The sequence below is a fragment of the Caballeronia sp. Lep1P3 genome, from assembly GCF_022879595.1.
Lineage (GTDB): Bacteria > Pseudomonadota > Gammaproteobacteria > Burkholderiales > Burkholderiaceae > Caballeronia.
This window is the reverse complement of sequence record NZ_CP084266.1, coordinates 1104065-1118844: the sequence shown is the minus strand read 5'-3', so window position 1 is coordinate 1118844 and position 14780 is coordinate 1104065. Positions and strand designations below refer to the sequence as shown.

Below are 14780 nucleotides of genomic sequence, written 5' to 3'. Positions count from 1 at the left end.
GATATCAAGTCCGGCCCACCGCGTATGTCCGATGTGGCGCGCCTGGCCGGCGTCTCCAAGATGACTGTGTCGCGCGTGCTCGCGGGGCATAGCGTTGCCCTTGCAACGCGCGAGCGCGTGCAGAAGGCGATCGACGAACTCGGCTATGTCGCCGATGCCGCCGCGGGCGCTTTGTCCTCGGGGCGCTCCGAGTTCGTTGCCGTGCTGGTGCCTTCGCTTGCGAGCTCCAATTTCTCCGATACCGTTCGCGGCCTCTCCGCCGCGTTGGAGCCGCACGGCCTGCAATTGTTGATCGGGGACACCGACTATCACCTCGACCGCGAGGAACGGCTCGTGCGCTCGATGCTGCGTCATCAGCCGCGCTGCATCGCGCTGACCGGCTCGCGACATACCGAGGCGACGCGCACGCTGCTGCGTCGCTCCGGCGTGCCTGTCGTCGAGATGTGGGACGCTCCTGCTGATCCGATCGACGCCGCCGTGGGCTTTTCCAACGTCAATGCGTCGCGCGAGATGGTTCGTTATCTCGCGCAGCGCGGCCACACGCGCATCGGCTTTCTGGGCGGCGCTAGCGAACTGGACCGGCGCGGCCTGGACCGGCTCAAGGGCTTTCGTATGGAGATGAAAGCCCTTGGCCTCGACGCCGAACGCGTGATTCGCCTCGGCGATTCCCCGATCACGATGAGTCACGGCGGCCCTGCGATGACGGCGCTCCTCGAAGCATGGCCCGATACGCAAGCCGTGATGTGCGTGAGCGACATGTCGGCGTTCGGCGCGATAATGGAATGTCATCGACGCGGCATAGCGGTGCCCGATGACATCGCCGTGGCCGGTTTTGGGAACTTCGAAGTCGCGGCATGCTGCATGCCTTCCATTACGACCGTGTCCGTCGACGCATATGGCATCGGCTTGCGCACCGGAGAGGCGCTGCTTGCGGCGCTCCAAGAACGCGATCAGGGCGCGGGCAGGCGCACGAGCAAACGCATCAGAATCGGCTATCAGGTGGTATCCCGCGCGAGCGCCTGAGCACGCGAGCGCCGCGCCAATGCGTGCTACCATACTCGCGATGTTACCGGTAACGGAAGGCTTGGGAGAGCGCCGCGCCGCGAAACCCCTCACTGAAGAGAGATGCCATGTCGCAACAGACACCCCGCCGCCTGCGCAGTCAGGAATGGTTCGACGATCCCTCGCATGCCGACATGACCGCGCTCTATGTCGAGCGCTTCATGAATTACGGCCTCACGCGCGAGGAACTGCAATCGGGCCGGCCTATCATCGGCATCGCGCAGACGGGCAGCGATCTTGCGCCATGTAATCGTCACCACATCGAACTGGCCGCGCGCACGAAGGCCGGCATTCGCGACGCAGGCGGCATTCCGATGGAGTTCCCCGTGCATCCGCTCGCGGAGCAGAGCCGCCGTCCGACCGCCGCGCTGGACCGCAATCTCGCGTATCTGGGCCTCGTCGAGATCCTGCACGGCTTTCCGCTCGATGGCGTCGTACTCACGACCGGCTGCGACAAGACCACGCCCGCCTGTCTGATGGCGGCGGCCACCGTCGATTTGCCCGCCATCGTGCTGTCCGGCGGTCCCATGCTCGACGGATGGTACGGAGGCAAGCGCGTCGGTTCCGGCACCGTGATCTGGCACGCGCGCAATCTGCTCGCTGCGGGCGAGATCGATTACGAAGGCTTCATGCGACTGACGACGGCCTCGTCGCCGTCCATCGGGCACTGCAACACGATGGGCACCGCGCTCTCGATGAACAGCCTCGCGGAAGCGCTCGGCATGTCCTTGCCGACGTGCGCGAGCATTCCCGCCGCCTATCGCGAGCGCGGGCAAATGGCTTATGCGACGGGCAAGCGCATCGTCGATGTCGTGCGCGAGGACTTGCGCCCGTCGAAGATCATGACGCGCGATGCATTTCTCAACGCGATCGTCGTTGCCTCCGCGCTCGGCGCGTCGACCAATTGCCCGCCGCATCTGATCGCGATTGCGCGGCATATGGGCATCGAGCTGAGTCTCGAAGACTGGCAGCGTTACGGCGAGCAAGTGCCTCTCATTGTCAATTGCATGCCTGCGGGTGAGTACCTCGGCGAGAGCTTCCACCGCGCGGGCGGGGTGCCAGCCGTGATGCGTCAACTGGATGCCGCCGGCCTCTTGCGCCGCGAATGCCTGACGGTATCGGGCCGCATGATCGGCGAGCATGCCGATGAAGCGCCGGTCGCGGACCGCGAAGTGATTCGGACTCCGGATGATCCGCTCAAGCACGGCGCGGGCTTCATGGTGCTCTCGGGCAATTTCTTCGACAGCGCGATCATGAAGATGTCGGTCGTGGGCGAAGCATTCACAAAGACGTATTTGAGCGCGCCCGGCGCGGAGAACGTGTTCGAGGCGCGCGCCATCGTCTTCGACGGTCCCGAGGACTATCACGACCGCATCAACGATCCCGAGCTCAATATCGACGAGCACTGCATTCTGGTGATTCGGGGCTGCGGCACGGTCGGTTATCCCGGCAGCGCGGAAGTCGTCAACATGGCGCCACCGGCCGAACTCATCAAGCGCGGTATCGATTCGTTGCCCTGCATGGGCGATGGCCGTCAGAGCGGCACCTCCGCGAGTCCGTCGATATTGAACATGTCGCCGGAAGCGGCTATCGGCGGCGGGCTCGCGCTCTTGCGCACGAACGACCGCATACGCGTCGATCTCAACGCGCGCTCGGTGAACGTGTTGCTCGACGAAGCGGAACTCGAAAGCCGCCGCGAGCAGGCCGCTTTCGCCGCGCCCGTCGCGCAGACGCCGTGGCAAGAGCTTTACCGCCAGACGGTCGGACAGTTATCGACAGGCGGCTGTCTCGAACCCGCGACGCTGTATCTCAAGGTGATCGAGACGCGCGGCAATCCGCGGCATTCGCACTGACGCAGTCATTCAGACGCGGGCATCGCGGCTTCGCATGATTTTTCGCGCAGTTTTGAGCGCCGGTATCGTGCCGCTTTCGATGTAGTGCTGCACGGCATCGGCCGCTTCATCGTAGTTGCGCTCGTCCAGCCAATGCCATACCGCTGCGAGATAAAGGCCTAGCCCCGCATGCCCGCAGTGTGCGATGACATCGCCGATGCCTTCCGCAAGCGCCTGATCGCGGCCGCTCGCCGTGAACGCGCTCGCGATATGCGAGGCGCTGCGCGAAACCAGCATCGCGTGCAGAGGGTGAAGTTTCGCGTTGAACGCGCTCGAAGCGTGACCTCGGAACGTGCTGCTGCTGCCCATGAGGGCCCCCGTATATAGATGCGGCGTGCTGCGTCGTTGCTGACGCGCCGCCGCTGGTTTTTGATGCGTGGGTCTTTGCAAGAAGCAGGCCACGGCGCGGTTCTTGCGGCGAGGCGTCGCGCGTGCATATGCGCGCGAAACGTTATGGCGTTTCTTCATTAAGTATGAAGAAAACGGCATAGACACGTCACTCGCGGGGACATCGATGCGCCCGAATCTCGCTCGACAACGACTAAGCGTCGCGTGCTGCGTACTTTCACTGCTTGCCGGCTGCTCGGGCGCAACGCACGCGCGTGGTGAAGAACCGGCTCCCGCAGCGACCGGCGAGCCGCAGCCGCTTCATCATGCAAAGCGCACGTCATCGGGTTACGAGAACAACTACGGACACTTGCCGCGCGAGTCGTTTCTCAAATGGCAATGGGAGCGCTTCACGCAAGGGCTTCCAAAGCCACCGGCGAACGGCTACCGCTTCCCGATGGTTCATCCGGACATTGCGTTCCTCAAGTCGAACCGGACGGTCGATACGCTCACCTGGATAGGCCACGCGAGTGCGCTCTTGCAAGTGAACGGCGTGAACATCCTGACCGATCCGGTTTTCTCCGAGCGCGCGTCGCCGTTCTCGTTCATCGGCCCCAAGCGCAAGATGCCGCCCGGGCTAACGCTGGATCAGCTACCGCATATCGACGTCGTGCTCATCTCTCACAACCATTACGACCATCTGGACAAGCCGAGCGTCGAGGCGTTGAACCGTCAGGCCGGCGGCCCGCCGCGCTTTCTCGTGCCGCTCGGCGTGAAAGCATGGATGGCGAGCGTCGGTATCACCAACGTCGAAGAACTCGACTGGGGCGATGAAACGCACGCAGCCGGACTCGATATCTGGTTCACGCCCGCGCAGCACTGGTCCGCGCGCACGCCCTTCGATCGCGCCGAAACCTTGTGGGGAAGCTACGTCGTGAAGACGCCGGCGGGCGCGCCACATCCGTTCTCGTTTTTCTTCGCGGGCGATACCGGCTATTCGCCCGACTTTCGCGATATCGGCGCGCGCTTCGGCGGCTTCGATCTCGCATTGATTCCGGTGGGCGCCTATGACCCGCGCTGGTTCATGCACGCGCAGCACGTCGACCCGGAAGAAGCCGTGCAGATCTTCAAGGATATTCACGCGAAGCGCGCCATCGGCATTCATTGGGGCACGTTCGAACTCACCGACGAGCCGCTCGACGAACCGCCGCATCGTCTTGCCGATGCCGTGCGCAACGCCGGTCTTCCCGGCGATGCATTCACTGTCCTCGAGCATGGCGAAACGATTCGGGTTCCTTAACATTGCGCGATAAGCAAGACGCGCGGGCGATAAACCCGCGCGTTTCTCATTGCATGGCGTGCGATGCTGCGATCGTCATCGCCTGAAGACGCCGAGCAGCAGCGTGGCGAGGAAGATCACGATAAAGATGAAGAACAGGATCTTGGCGATTTCCGCCGCGCCCGTTGCGATCCCGCCGAAGCCGAAAAAGGCCGCGATGATCGCGATGATGAAGAATATGACAGCGTAACGGAGCATGAAGCCTCCCACGGGGATCGGTTGGTAGTTCGATTCGCAGCGGACTGACACCGTTGCCGCCTTCGCTCATCGGTCGTGCCGCGCTTTTGTTCACGCTCTTCGGCGGCACGAGGGGTAGAGCAACTGCTGTGCCCAGTTCGACACATGGGTTCGCGCCCAGCGGATGCAAAAACGCCGCAAGGCCCGCTGAAACATGGGCGATTGCGGCGTCGGGGCGCACGCGGTAAGCGGCGCATGCGGCTCTTAGGACTAGCGGCCGGGTGTGCGATCGGAGTCGGCTTCGTCGTCCTCGTCGTCTTCATCGTCGACGCGGTTCGCATCCGGCAGATGGTTCTTCAACTCATCGCGCTCGATCTGATCGGCAAGGTCGAGGGACTTGCGCGTGGCGGGACCGGACGGGCGGTTGGCTCCAGACATGGCGTACTCCTTGAGCAAATTTCAAAGCCGCGCCGCAATAATCGGCGCGAACCGACGAACAAGAGAAGGCATCACGCACCGGGCGATGAATCGCCTTAAAGGACCGCTTAGGGAAGGTGAGGTCGCGATCGTTCGTCCGACAGCGCTGATGAACAAGGACGAAACCAGGGAGTAGAAACGCCTTCCCATTCTTTCAAGCGGAACGGCAAGTTTTGCCGGGCCGGTGCGAAGGTTCAGTATGCACCGGTCCGGCTGCGTGGCAAAGCGCTTTGTCGTCGCGGGTCCGGTACACGAATACGCGCGATGTAGCGATGAAACGCTGTGCGCTGCGTTTCATCGTGCGCATCATTCGAACAGATGCGCAACGATCGGATAGAGCGACAACACGAGCAACGCGGCCATGCTGAGATTGAATGCGCGCAGCAGGCGCGGCTTCGCGAGAACGCGGCGCAGCGACATGCCGAACGCCGCCCACGCGGTGATGCACGGCAAGCCGATGACGACGAACACGAGCGCCATCAGCGCAGCGTTGAGCGAAAGGCTCGCGTGCAGATGAATGGTCGTCGCGGCAGTCAGCACCATCATCCACGCCTTCGGATTGACCCATTGGAACGCGACGGCTTCGTGAAAGCGCATCGGGCGGCGCTCCGCATCGCGCATTTGAACGGACGACGACGTGCCGATCTTCCACGCGAGATACAGCAGATACGCGACGCTCGCCGCTTCGAGCACGGAATAGAGCCACGGCAGACGGCCGAATGCCTCAGCGAGTCCGAAGCCCGCGGCCATCATCAGAAGCGCAACGCCCGCGCTGATGCCGAGCACATGCGGCACCGTGCGCTTGAGCCCGAAATTCACGCCCGAAGCGAGGAGCATCGTGTTGTTCGGGCCGGGCGTGATCGTCATGACGAGCGCGAAGAGCGCGGCGGCGGGAAGGGCGTTGAGCAGGTCGGATGGCATGGCGCGGCTCCTGGAAGAATCGATTTGCGGCAGTGTACGGACTGTGATCTGTACAGTACCGGTACAGCTTCGCAAAAGATTTCCGGTACGGCGCGCCACGCCGCCATGCATCACACCGGGAAGGGATTGCGCTCCGCGAAGCCTTCCTGATGCCAGTACGGATAAGGCGGTCGCACCTTACTCGCCTCGTCGAGCCGCGCGACCTGCTCAGGCGTGAGGTTCCAGCCCACCGCGCCCAGGTTCTGCCTGAGCTGCTCTTCGTTGCGCGCGCCGATCAGCACGGTCGCGACGGTCGGGCGCTGAAGCAGCCAGTTCAGCGCGATCTGCGGCACCGTCTTGCCGGTCTCCTCGGCGATGGCATCGAGCGCATCGACGACGCGATACAAATACTCGTCGGGCACGGGCGGCCCCATGTCGGCGGTTTTATGCAGACGGCTCGACGCGGGCAGCGGTTCGCCGCGCCTGATCTTGCCCGTGAGACGCCCCCATCCGAGCGGACTCCAGATGACCGCGCCGACACCCCGATCGAGACCGAGCGGCATCAGTTCCCATTCATAGTCGCGGCCGATAAGCGAGTAATACGTCTGATTCGCGACATAGCGCGGATAGCCATAACGATCCGCTACGTCGAGCGATTTCTGCAGATGCCAGCCCGAGAAATTGGACACGCCCGTATAGCGGATCTTCCCCGCGCGCACGAGATCGTCGAGCGTGGAGAGCGTCTCTTCGACGGGCGTTTTCGCATCGAAGCCGTGCAACTGAAAGAGGTCGATGTAATCGGTTTGCAGGCGCTTCAACGCATCGTCGACTGCCTTGATGAGATGAAAGCGCGATGAACCGACGCTGTTGGGATCGTCCGCATCGAAACGAAAGGTCGCCTTCGTCGAAATGATGGCCTTGTCGCGCCGGCCCTTCAGCGCTTCGCCGAGAATCGATTCCGACGCGCCGCGCGAATAGATGTCCGCGGTGTCGAACATCGTGACGCCCGCATCGAGGCAAATGTCGATGAGCTGACGCGCTTCGCTTACGTCCGTCTCGCCCCACGCCTGAAAGAATTCGCCTTTGCCGCCGAAGGTGCCGGTGCCGAAACTCAATACGGGAACCTTGAAGCCCGAAGCGCCTAGATGTCGATATTCCATTCTCGTGTCCTCATGGGTTGTGAACTGACAGGCAAACGATGTCGCTCACGCGAGACTACCGCAATGGTCGCATGCGCGCAGACGTGAGCCATATACCGCGAAACGCGGGCATGCGGCTTGCAAACTGCTAACGCGGCAACTCACTCATGCAGTTCATCACGGAGAACGCTTGACCGACACATCCGCGCGCGAGCCGCGCGCCAACGCCATGACGATGGAGCATCGCGACGCATCTTTCTTCGAGCCGGGACGCAACTGCGCAAGCGTGCGTCATGCGGACCGCTTTAGCCTGCTTATCGACGGATCGGATTATTTCAGCGTGCTGCGCGAAGCGATCACGCGCGCGGAACGCACCGTCTTTATTCTCGGCTGGGATATCGACAGCCGCATGAAGCTCACGCCCGAAGGCGCGGACGATGGCTATCCCGAAGCGCTCGGCGACTTTCTGCATACCATCGCCGCCGAGAAGCGCCGGTTGCGCATCTACATTCTCGCGTGGGACTTCGCGATGCTCTACGCGTTCGAACGCGAGTGGCTGCCGGTCTACAAAATGGGCTGGCGCACGCATCGGCGCATCGCGTTTCAGATGGACGGCAAGCATCCGCTCGGCGGCTCGCAGCATCAGAAGATCGTCGTGATCGACGACCGGCTCGCGTTCGTCGGCGGTCTCGATCTCACGCGCTCGCGCTGGGACACGCCCGCGCATGCGCCCGACGACCCGCATCGCCGCGATGCGAACGGCATCGCATATCAGCCGTTCCACGACGTGCACACGATGTTCGATGGCGACGCGGCGCGCGAGATCGGCCAGCTTGCGCGCGAACGATGGTCGCGCGCGTGCGGCAGGCGGCTCGCGATTCGCGCGCATCGCGCGGCGCTGCGAAACGATCCGTGGCCGCCTTCGCGCGCCGTCGATCTCGAAGACGTGCGGCTCGCCATTTCGCTGACGGAGCCGGCCTATCTCGGCCGTCCCGCCGTGCAGCAGATTCGCGCGCAATATCTCGATGCGATTGCCCGCGCGCGGCGCAGCATCTATATCGAGAACCAGTACTTCACATCCGGTTCGATCGGCGCGGCGCTATCCGAATCGCTCGCGCGCGAGGACGGTCCCGATGTCGCCATCGTCGTGCCGCGCAATCAGAGCGGCTGGCTTCAGGATGTCACGATGGGCGTGCTGCGCGCGCGCCTGCACACCATTCTCAAGAGCGCCGACCGTCACGGACGGTATCGGCTGTTATGCCCGAGCGTGCCGGACCTGGGCGAGCAGATCGTCAACGTTCACAGCAAGCTGATGATCGTGGATGACGAACTGCTGATCGTCGGTTCCGCGAACCTGAACAATCGCTCGATGGTGCTCGACAGCGAATGCAACGTGTCGATCGATGCCGGCGCGGACATCCGTATCCGTCGCGCGATCGCGAAGATGCGCGACACGCTGCTCGCGGAACATCTCGGCTGCAATATCGAAGACATCGTGCGCGAGCGCGATGCGCGCGGCGGCATGAATGCGGCCATCGCTGCGCTTTCGCGCGACCGCGACGAACATCGCACGCTGGTGCCGCTCGATCCCGTGGTGTCGCGCGAACTGGATCAACTCATTCCGCCCGACGCGCTCATCGATCCCGAGACGCCCATCGCGCCGGACGAACTCGTCGACCAGTTCGTGCCCGCGGAAAGGACGCGGCCGCTCATCGGACGCTTCGCGCTGCTCGGCGTGCTCGCGCTGATCTTCGTCGGCATCGCGGCGCTCTGGCACTGGACGCCGCTTGGCGACTACGTGAATCTCAAGTCGCTCACGAACGCGACCCGGCGTATCGACGCGCTGCCGCTCGCGCCGCTCTGTATCGTGCTGTGTTACGTGGCGGCCGCGCTCATCTCCGTGCCGATCACGGTGCTGATCGCGACGACCGGCCTCGCGTTCGGCGCGGGATGGGGCAGTCTCTATGCGTTCTCGGGCACGATGATCTCGGCCGCCATCATGTATCTGCTCGGGCGCTGGCTCGGACGGGACGCCGTGCGCAAGCTCGCGGGCGCGCGCGTGAACCGGCTGTCCGAACGCGTCGCGAAGCGCGGCATCGTCGCCGTCGTGGTGTTGCGGCTGCTGCCCGTCGCGCCGTTTTCCATCGTCAATCTGGTGGCGGGCGCGTCGCATATACGCATGCGCGATTTTCTTATCGGCACGCTGCTCGGAATGGGGCCGGGCATCTTGCTGACCGTGGCGTTCGCGCATCAGCTCGTGGCTTCCCTGCGCCGTCCGACGGTCGGCTCGTTCGCGGTGCTGATCGGCATCGGCGCGGTGCTGATCGGCGTGTCCATTCTGTTGCAGCGCTTTCTTGGGCGCGGCGATCATCGCGAAGAAAAGATCCACGAAGGCGCACCGAGCGACGAGGACAAGTCGCGTGCAAGCGACGAAGCCGCGCGCGCGAGCCTGCTGCGCGAGCGCAACGCGATGCCAGGCGACCGCGCGCAAGACGCCGTGCCGCGCAGCGAAAACGAGGTGAACTCATGACGTTGATGCACGACGCCGGAATCGATATCGAAACCGCGAAGGTCGCGCGCGCGAAGGAGCTGCGCATCGCGACGTACAACCTGCACGGCGCAGTGGGCATCGACGGCAAGTTCGCGCCCGAGCGCATCGGCGAAGTGCTCACCGAAGTCGATGCCGACATCTTCGCGCTGCAGGAAGTGCCGCTTGGCGGCAGCGGTTCGCCCGACGTGCTGCACGTGCTGCAGAGCATGACGAACCTGCACGCCGTTGCGGGACCGACGCTCGACACGCCCGAGCGGCGTTACGGCAATGCGGTGCTGACGCGCTATCCGGTGCAGGCCGTTCGCACGCTCGATCTCTCTTTCAGAAGCCGTGAGCCGCGCGGCGCGCTCGATGCCGACATCGATTGCGGCGGTGAGACATGGCGCGTCGTGGCGACGCATCTCGGGCTTGCATCGAGCGAGCGGCGCACACAAGTGGAACAAGTGCTGCAGAGCTTCGATACACCCGCGCTTCCCGTCATTCTGCTCGGCGATCTCAACGAATGGTTCGTCTATGGCCGCACGCTGCGGCGTCTCGTTACGCACTTTCATCGCGCAAGCGCGTTGCGCACGTTTCCGACGCGCTGGCCGCTCTTCGCGCTCGATCGCATCTGGGTGCATCCGGGCGAACGGCTCATGCGTGTGGATGTGCACCGCACGTCGCTTTCGCGCATTGCATCCGATCACTATCCGCTCATCGCGCACATCGCGCATCGTCGGCTCGATGAAGCCTGATGCATGTCGAGTGGCGCACATGTCAGCATGACGCCACGCGTTGCTCCAGAAAACCCCTGAAAAAACGATATAAAAACGCAAAAGACTCGCACGAACGCGTCCGGCGTATGTAGAATCCGGCGTGATACGCACGCATCGGTGCGGACGTATTCGATATCAACGACCAAACAGGTAGGAGAAACATGCCGACTTCCGCAAAAACCGCTGCTAAGAAAGCCCCGGCCAAGAAGGCCACGGCAAAGTCCGCCGCACCGGCAAAGAAAGCAGCAACGAAGGTTGCCGCGAAGAAAGTAGCCGCCAAGAACGTTGCTGCGAAGAAGACCGCGGGTACGCCGTCGCCGATCAAGGACACCTTCACGAAGGCATCGCTCGCCGCGCATCTGGCAGACCGCGCCGAAGTGGACGTGAAGGCAGTGAAGGCCGTGCTCGTCGCACTCGAAGACACGATCCTCGGTTCGGTTCACAAGAAGGGCGCTGGCGAATTCACGCTCTCCGGCCTGTTGAAGATTTCCGCACAATCCGTCCCGGCCAAGAAGAAGCGCTTCGGCAAAGACCCGTTCACGGGTGAAGAACGCTGGTTCCCGGCCAAGCCGGCAAGCGTGCGCATCAAGGCGCGTGCGTTGAAGAAGCTGAAGGACGCAGCGGCTTAAGGTTCTGTACGGCGTTCGACTTTTTCTGTCGATGCCAAAAGAAAGCCAGCTTTCCTCGCGGAAAGCTGGCTTTTTTCATATGCGTTGATTCAGACCGCGCTTCCGGTCTGCTGAAAGACTGACGCGACCCACTCCACGAAAACCCGCACGCGCGCGGACAACTGCCGGCTTTGCGGATAAAGAACCGATACGGGCATCGGTGGCGGAGGATGATCGGTCAGGACGCATTGCAGACGCCCATCCGCAAGCGCATCGTCGATGTGATAGCGCGGCACCTGCACGATGCCGAGTCCCGCAAGCGACGCCTGCGTATAAAGCTCGACGCCGCTCACCGCGATAGCCGACGCAAGCTCCACGGTCTCGATGCGTCCGTGCACCGCGAATTCCAGCGGCAATGCGCGCCCCGTTGCGCTCGATAGATAATTCACCGCGCGATGTGATGCGAGCGCATCCAGACTCTTCGGCGTGCCATGCCGCGCGAGATACGCGGGGCTCGCCACCGTCACCTGTTCGAGCAGTGCGACGCGCCGCGCGATCATCGACGAATCCTGCAACGTGCCCGCGCGCAGCACGCAATCCACGCCCTCGCGCACGAGATCGACGAGCCTGTCGTCTTCACCAATTTGCAGTTCGATCTGCGAATACCGTTCAAGAAACGCAGGCAACGCAGGCACGATGAAATGCCGCGCAAGCGTGCCTTGCAGATTCACGCGCAACAGGCCCTTGGGTTCCGCATGCCTGAACGATCCCTCGGCTTCTTCGAGGTCCTGAATCAGGCGCACGCAGCGCCGATAGTGCGCTTGCCCATCATGCGTGAGGCGCACGGTGCGCGTCGTGCGTTCGAGAAGGCGCGTGCCGAGCCGCTCTTCCATGCGCTTCATCAGGTTGGTCACGGTGGCGCGCGGCATCTGTAAATCGTCGGCGGCTTGCGTGAAGCTGTGCCGCTCCGCAATGCGCACGAACACCTGCATTTCTTGAAAGCGATCCATTTGCGAAGGGCTTCCGTCTTATCGTTCGATTGTTGAAGCAACTGGAACGATGATACTAAGCCACGCACGATGATCGCCAAAGACGAATGATTCATCATGCTTCGCATCCGGCAGTCAACTTGGGGAGCAAGCGATGAATGAGAAACAGGGCAAGCGTGTTGCCATCGTGACGGGCGCATCGCGCGGCATCGGTGCGGCAATCGCGAGGCGGCTCGCGAGCGACGGCTTTGCCGTCGCGGTCAACTATGCGTCGAGCGCGAACGAAGCCGATGCGCTCGTCGCGGAGCTAGACGCGGGCATCGCGGTGAAAGCGGACGTGGCGCATGCCGACGACGTGCGGCGCATGTTCGATGCGGTCGAGGCGCAGCTAGGCAAGGTCGATGTGCTGGTGAACAACGCGGGCGTTCTGAAGACCATGCCGCTCGCCGACACCAGCGACGCGCTCTACGACCGCACGTTCGATATCAACGTGCGCGGTACATTCAACACGTTACGCGAAGCGGCATCGCGCATGAACGACGGCGGACGCATCGTGAACTTCTCGAGCACCACGCTCGCGCTCAACATGCCCGGCTACGCGGTCTATAACGCGACGAAAGCGGCCGTCGAAGCGTTCACGCACGTCTTTGCGAAGGAATTGCGCGGGCGCGGCATCACGGTGAATGCCATCGCTCCGGGACCGGTGGCGACGTCGCTCTTTCTCGAAGGCAAGAGCGACGAACAGATCGCGAGCTTCGCGAAGATGCCGCCGCTGGAGCGGCTCGGTCAACCGGACGATATCGCGTCGGTCGTGGGGTTTCTCGCCAGTGCGGACGCGGGCTGGGTCAACGGGCAAGTGTTGCGCGCGAATGGCGGCTTGGCTTAAACGGGCAGCGCGAGCTGTGCCGCGTTCGTGACGTCGCTCGCGCGACGGCGCGGCGCAGCACGCTTTTCGTTCGATGCGGCGAGCGTCGGCATCGCTTGCTGCATGACGAGATCGAATGCGGGACGCGCATCGCAGGCAAGCCATTCGAGCTGTCCGCAAGCGAAGCGTTTCGCGAGCAGCGCATAGACGTCGGCATCGAAAGGGCGCGGCGACGGTGCGTGCCCGAGCAGCGCCGCAATGTCTTCGCGCGTTGCACAGGTGCCGACGTAACACCAGCGGTCGATCACATGCCACGCTTCGCGGCCGGTTTGCGCATCGCGCTCGGCAATCGCGACAGCGCCTTCGTGCGGCCAGCGCACGACGCGCGCAGGCTCGAGCGCTTCGAGCGCGCGCGCCGCGTGATGCGCGAGCGTCTCGGCGCCCGCGCATGCGCCCAGACACCGCTTCACCTGATAGCCGAAGCAGCCGCGCATGCGTCCCGGCGGCGCTTTTTCGAGGCCCAGCGTCGCGGGACAGAGCGTGTGTTCATCGGCGAGATGGCGCATGAACCCATGCGCCTTCGCTCGCGACGCGAACACGCCGAACAGATGCGGCTCGCGCGACAGATCGCGCTTGTCGGCGCGCAGAAGAACCGGCGCGGGCGCGCCCGGCAGCCATTGCCATGCACACGTAGCCGATGCGCGCTTGAGCAGGCGATTGTGCACCGGCTGCAAGTCCTTCACGAGCTTCGCTTCGAGCAGCAGCGCGCCGAGTTCGCCGACCGTCTCGCGATAATCGATGCGACGGATCGCCTGCGATATCGACAGGTCCTTCGCCAGCCGATGATCGCCCGAGAAATGCGCGGCCACGCGCTGCTTCAGATTGATGCTCTTGCCAATATAGAGCGGCACGTCGTCGTCGCCATGAAAGAGATAGACGCCGGGCGCGGACGGCAACGCATCGAGCGCGCCTTCGGGCAGCGCGGCGGGCAGACTCGCGCGTTTCACGAGCGTCTTCACCGCGGCATCGACGAGTTCCTGCGAATAAAGCTCGTGAATCTTCTGCCAGAACTGCCACAGGAGGTCCGCATCCGCGAGCGCGCGATGCCGTCCTTGCGGCGCGAGATCGAAGCGCGCGATGAGCGCATCGAGACCATGCCGCTCGACCGACGGAAAAAGCGCGCGCGAGAGCCGCACCGTGCATAGCGTATCCGCGCGAAAGGCGATGCCCGCGCGGCGAAACTCGTTCTTGAGAAAGCCGTAGTCGAAGCGCGCGTTGTGCGCGACGAAGAGCTTGCCGTTGAGCCGTTCGGCAAGCGCGGGCGCGAGCGATTCGAACGTGGGCTGCCCGCGCAGCATGGCATCGTCGATGCCCGTCAGCCGCGAGACGAAAGGCGGCACCGGCATGCCCGGATCGACGAGCACGCTCCATTGCTCGATGCCCGCCGTGCTCGCTTCGACGACGCCGATTTCGGTGATGCGATCGGCCGTCGCGTCGCTGCCCGTGGTTTCGAGATCGACGAACACGATAGGGCGCGCGAGACCGGCGAGCAAGGCATCGGCGAGAGAATCCTGAGGCATCGGAAACAAAAGGAAAGAGCGAGACAGGCGCCGAGTCTAGCGCGAAAACGCGCATCGCATTGCGCGCTCAAGCGAGCGCATGCGCGTGCCGATATTGCGCACATAAGCACGCGCGATGC

At 63.5% G+C, this 14780-nt stretch carries 14 protein-coding genes; 7 read left to right on the top strand and 7 right to left on the bottom strand.

The features are described from left to right. The first annotated feature begins 24 nt into the window (after positions 1 to 24). Both LDZ27_RS19600 and LDZ27_RS19595 read left to right on the top strand, forming a co-directional pair. Positions 25 to 1023 carry a LacI family DNA-binding transcriptional regulator gene (locus LDZ27_RS19600; RefSeq protein ID WP_244817268.1) on the top strand — a complete coding sequence of 333 codons (999 nt, stop codon included), beginning with the start codon at positions 25 to 27 and terminating at the stop codon, positions 1021 to 1023. A gap of 107 nt (positions 1024 to 1130) precedes the next feature. Then, positions 1131 to 2915: an IlvD/Edd family dehydratase gene (locus tag LDZ27_RS19595; protein WP_244816522.1), complete on the top strand. Its 1785-nt coding sequence runs from the start codon at positions 1131 to 1133 to the stop codon at positions 2913 to 2915. 9 nt (positions 2916 to 2924) lie between these two features. Here the strand turns inward: LDZ27_RS19595 and LDZ27_RS19590 are convergent, their stop codons facing one another. Beyond that, positions 2925 to 3263, bottom strand: a complete 339-nt coding sequence (locus LDZ27_RS19590; protein ID WP_244816521.1) for a hypothetical protein — start codon at positions 3261 to 3263, stop codon at positions 2925 to 2927. Positions 3264 to 3468: 205 nt separating this feature from the next. On the opposite strand from LDZ27_RS19590, the gene LDZ27_RS19585 reads away from it, so the two are divergent. After that, positions 3469 to 4581 carry an MBL fold metallo-hydrolase gene (locus LDZ27_RS19585; protein ID WP_244816520.1) on the top strand — a complete coding sequence of 371 codons (1113 nt, stop codon included), beginning with the start codon at positions 3469 to 3471 and terminating at the stop codon, positions 4579 to 4581. Between the two features lie 75 nt (positions 4582 to 4656). Here the strand turns inward: LDZ27_RS19585 and LDZ27_RS19580 are convergent, their stop codons facing one another. From LDZ27_RS19580 to LDZ27_RS19565, 4 genes are all read right to left on the bottom strand, one after another. Next, the gene (locus LDZ27_RS19580; RefSeq protein WP_035509367.1) at positions 4657 to 4818 is read right to left on the bottom strand and encodes a DUF1328 family protein; all 162 of its coding nucleotides are present in this window, start codon (positions 4816 to 4818) and stop codon (positions 4657 to 4659) included. A 249-nt stretch (positions 4819 to 5067) separates the two neighbouring features. Then, positions 5068 to 5235 carry a hypothetical protein gene (locus LDZ27_RS19575; RefSeq protein ID WP_244816519.1) on the bottom strand — a complete coding sequence of 56 codons (168 nt, stop codon included), beginning with the start codon at positions 5233 to 5235 and terminating at the stop codon, positions 5068 to 5070. Between the two features lie 345 nt (positions 5236 to 5580). Then, positions 5581 to 6195 (bottom strand): LysE family translocator, encoded by a 615-nt coding sequence (locus LDZ27_RS19570; protein WP_244816518.1) that lies wholly within the window; start codon positions 6193 to 6195, stop codon positions 5581 to 5583. A 110-nt stretch (positions 6196 to 6305) separates the two neighbouring features. Beyond that, positions 6306 to 7334, bottom strand: a complete 1029-nt coding sequence (locus tag LDZ27_RS19565) for an aldo/keto reductase (RefSeq protein ID WP_244816517.1) — start codon at positions 7332 to 7334, stop codon at positions 6306 to 6308. A gap of 214 nt (positions 7335 to 7548) precedes the next feature. Between LDZ27_RS19565 and LDZ27_RS19560 the strand changes: the two genes are divergently transcribed. The 3 genes from LDZ27_RS19560 (at position 7549) to LDZ27_RS19550 (ending at position 11248) form a co-directional block, all read left to right on the top strand. Next, positions 7549 to 9843, top strand: a complete 2295-nt coding sequence (locus LDZ27_RS19560) for a VTT domain-containing protein (RefSeq protein WP_370653445.1) — start codon at positions 7549 to 7551, stop codon at positions 9841 to 9843. Next, positions 9840 to 10598 (top strand): endonuclease/exonuclease/phosphatase family protein, encoded by a 759-nt coding sequence (locus tag LDZ27_RS19555; RefSeq protein WP_244816516.1) that lies wholly within the window; start codon positions 9840 to 9842, stop codon positions 10596 to 10598. Before LDZ27_RS19560 ends, LDZ27_RS19555 begins: the two co-directional genes overlap by 4 nt. A 182-nt stretch (positions 10599 to 10780) precedes the next feature. Then, positions 10781 to 11248: an HU family DNA-binding protein gene (locus LDZ27_RS19550; protein ID WP_244816515.1), complete on the top strand. Its 468-nt coding sequence runs from the start codon at positions 10781 to 10783 to the stop codon at positions 11246 to 11248. Positions 11249 to 11337: 89 nt separating this feature from the next. Here LDZ27_RS19550 and LDZ27_RS19545 read toward each other — a convergent pair whose 3' ends face one another. After that, positions 11338 to 12237, bottom strand: coding sequence for a LysR family transcriptional regulator (locus LDZ27_RS19545; protein ID WP_244816514.1), 900 nt, complete (start codon positions 12235 to 12237; stop codon positions 11338 to 11340). A 133-nt stretch (positions 12238 to 12370) separates the two neighbouring features. Here LDZ27_RS19545 and LDZ27_RS19540 point away from each other — a divergent pair, with 133 nt between their 5' ends. Continuing rightward, the gene (locus tag LDZ27_RS19540; protein ID WP_244816513.1) at positions 12371 to 13102 is read left to right on the top strand and encodes an SDR family oxidoreductase; all 732 of its coding nucleotides are present in this window, start codon (positions 12371 to 12373) and stop codon (positions 13100 to 13102) included. On the opposite strand, the gene LDZ27_RS19535 is transcribed toward LDZ27_RS19540, so the two are convergent. Further along, positions 13099 to 14661, bottom strand: coding sequence for a 3'-5' exonuclease family protein (locus tag LDZ27_RS19535; protein ID WP_244816512.1), 1563 nt, complete (start codon positions 14659 to 14661; stop codon positions 13099 to 13101). The genes LDZ27_RS19540 and LDZ27_RS19535 overlap by 4 nt on opposite strands. Positions 14662 to 14780: the final 119 nt, after the last annotated feature.

Coding starts and splice junctions, on each gene's coding strand:
- LDZ27_RS19600 (WP_244817268.1), top strand. CDS start 25: ATGTCCGATGTGGCGCGCCTGGCCGGCGTCTCCAAGATGACTGTGTCG.
- LDZ27_RS19595 (WP_244816522.1), top strand. CDS start 1,131: ATGTCGCAACAGACACCCCGCCGCCTGCGCAGTCAGGAATGGTTCGAC.
- LDZ27_RS19590 (WP_244816521.1), bottom strand. CDS start 3,263: ATGGGCAGCAGCAGCACGTTCCGAGGTCACGCTTCGAGCGCGTTCAAC.
- LDZ27_RS19585 (WP_244816520.1), top strand. CDS start 3,469: ATGCGCCCGAATCTCGCTCGACAACGACTAAGCGTCGCGTGCTGCGTA.
- LDZ27_RS19580 (WP_035509367.1), bottom strand. CDS start 4,818: ATGCTCCGTTACGCTGTCATATTCTTCATCATCGCGATCATCGCGGCC.
- LDZ27_RS19575 (WP_244816519.1), bottom strand. CDS start 5,235: ATGTCTGGAGCCAACCGCCCGTCCGGTCCCGCCACGCGCAAGTCCCTC.
- LDZ27_RS19570 (WP_244816518.1), bottom strand. CDS start 6,195: ATGCCATCCGACCTGCTCAACGCCCTTCCCGCCGCCGCGCTCTTCGCG.
- LDZ27_RS19565 (WP_244816517.1), bottom strand. CDS start 7,334: ATGGAATATCGACATCTAGGCGCTTCGGGCTTCAAGGTTCCCGTATTG.
- LDZ27_RS19560 (WP_370653445.1), top strand. CDS start 7,549: ATGGAGCATCGCGACGCATCTTTCTTCGAGCCGGGACGCAACTGCGCA.
- LDZ27_RS19555 (WP_244816516.1), top strand. CDS start 9,840: ATGACGTTGATGCACGACGCCGGAATCGATATCGAAACCGCGAAGGTC.
- LDZ27_RS19550 (WP_244816515.1), top strand. CDS start 10,781: ATGCCGACTTCCGCAAAAACCGCTGCTAAGAAAGCCCCGGCCAAGAAG.
- LDZ27_RS19545 (WP_244816514.1), bottom strand. CDS start 12,237: ATGGATCGCTTTCAAGAAATGCAGGTGTTCGTGCGCATTGCGGAGCGG.
- LDZ27_RS19540 (WP_244816513.1), top strand. CDS start 12,371: ATGAATGAGAAACAGGGCAAGCGTGTTGCCATCGTGACGGGCGCATCG.
- LDZ27_RS19535 (WP_244816512.1), bottom strand. CDS start 14,661: ATGCCTCAGGATTCTCTCGCCGATGCCTTGCTCGCCGGTCTCGCGCGC.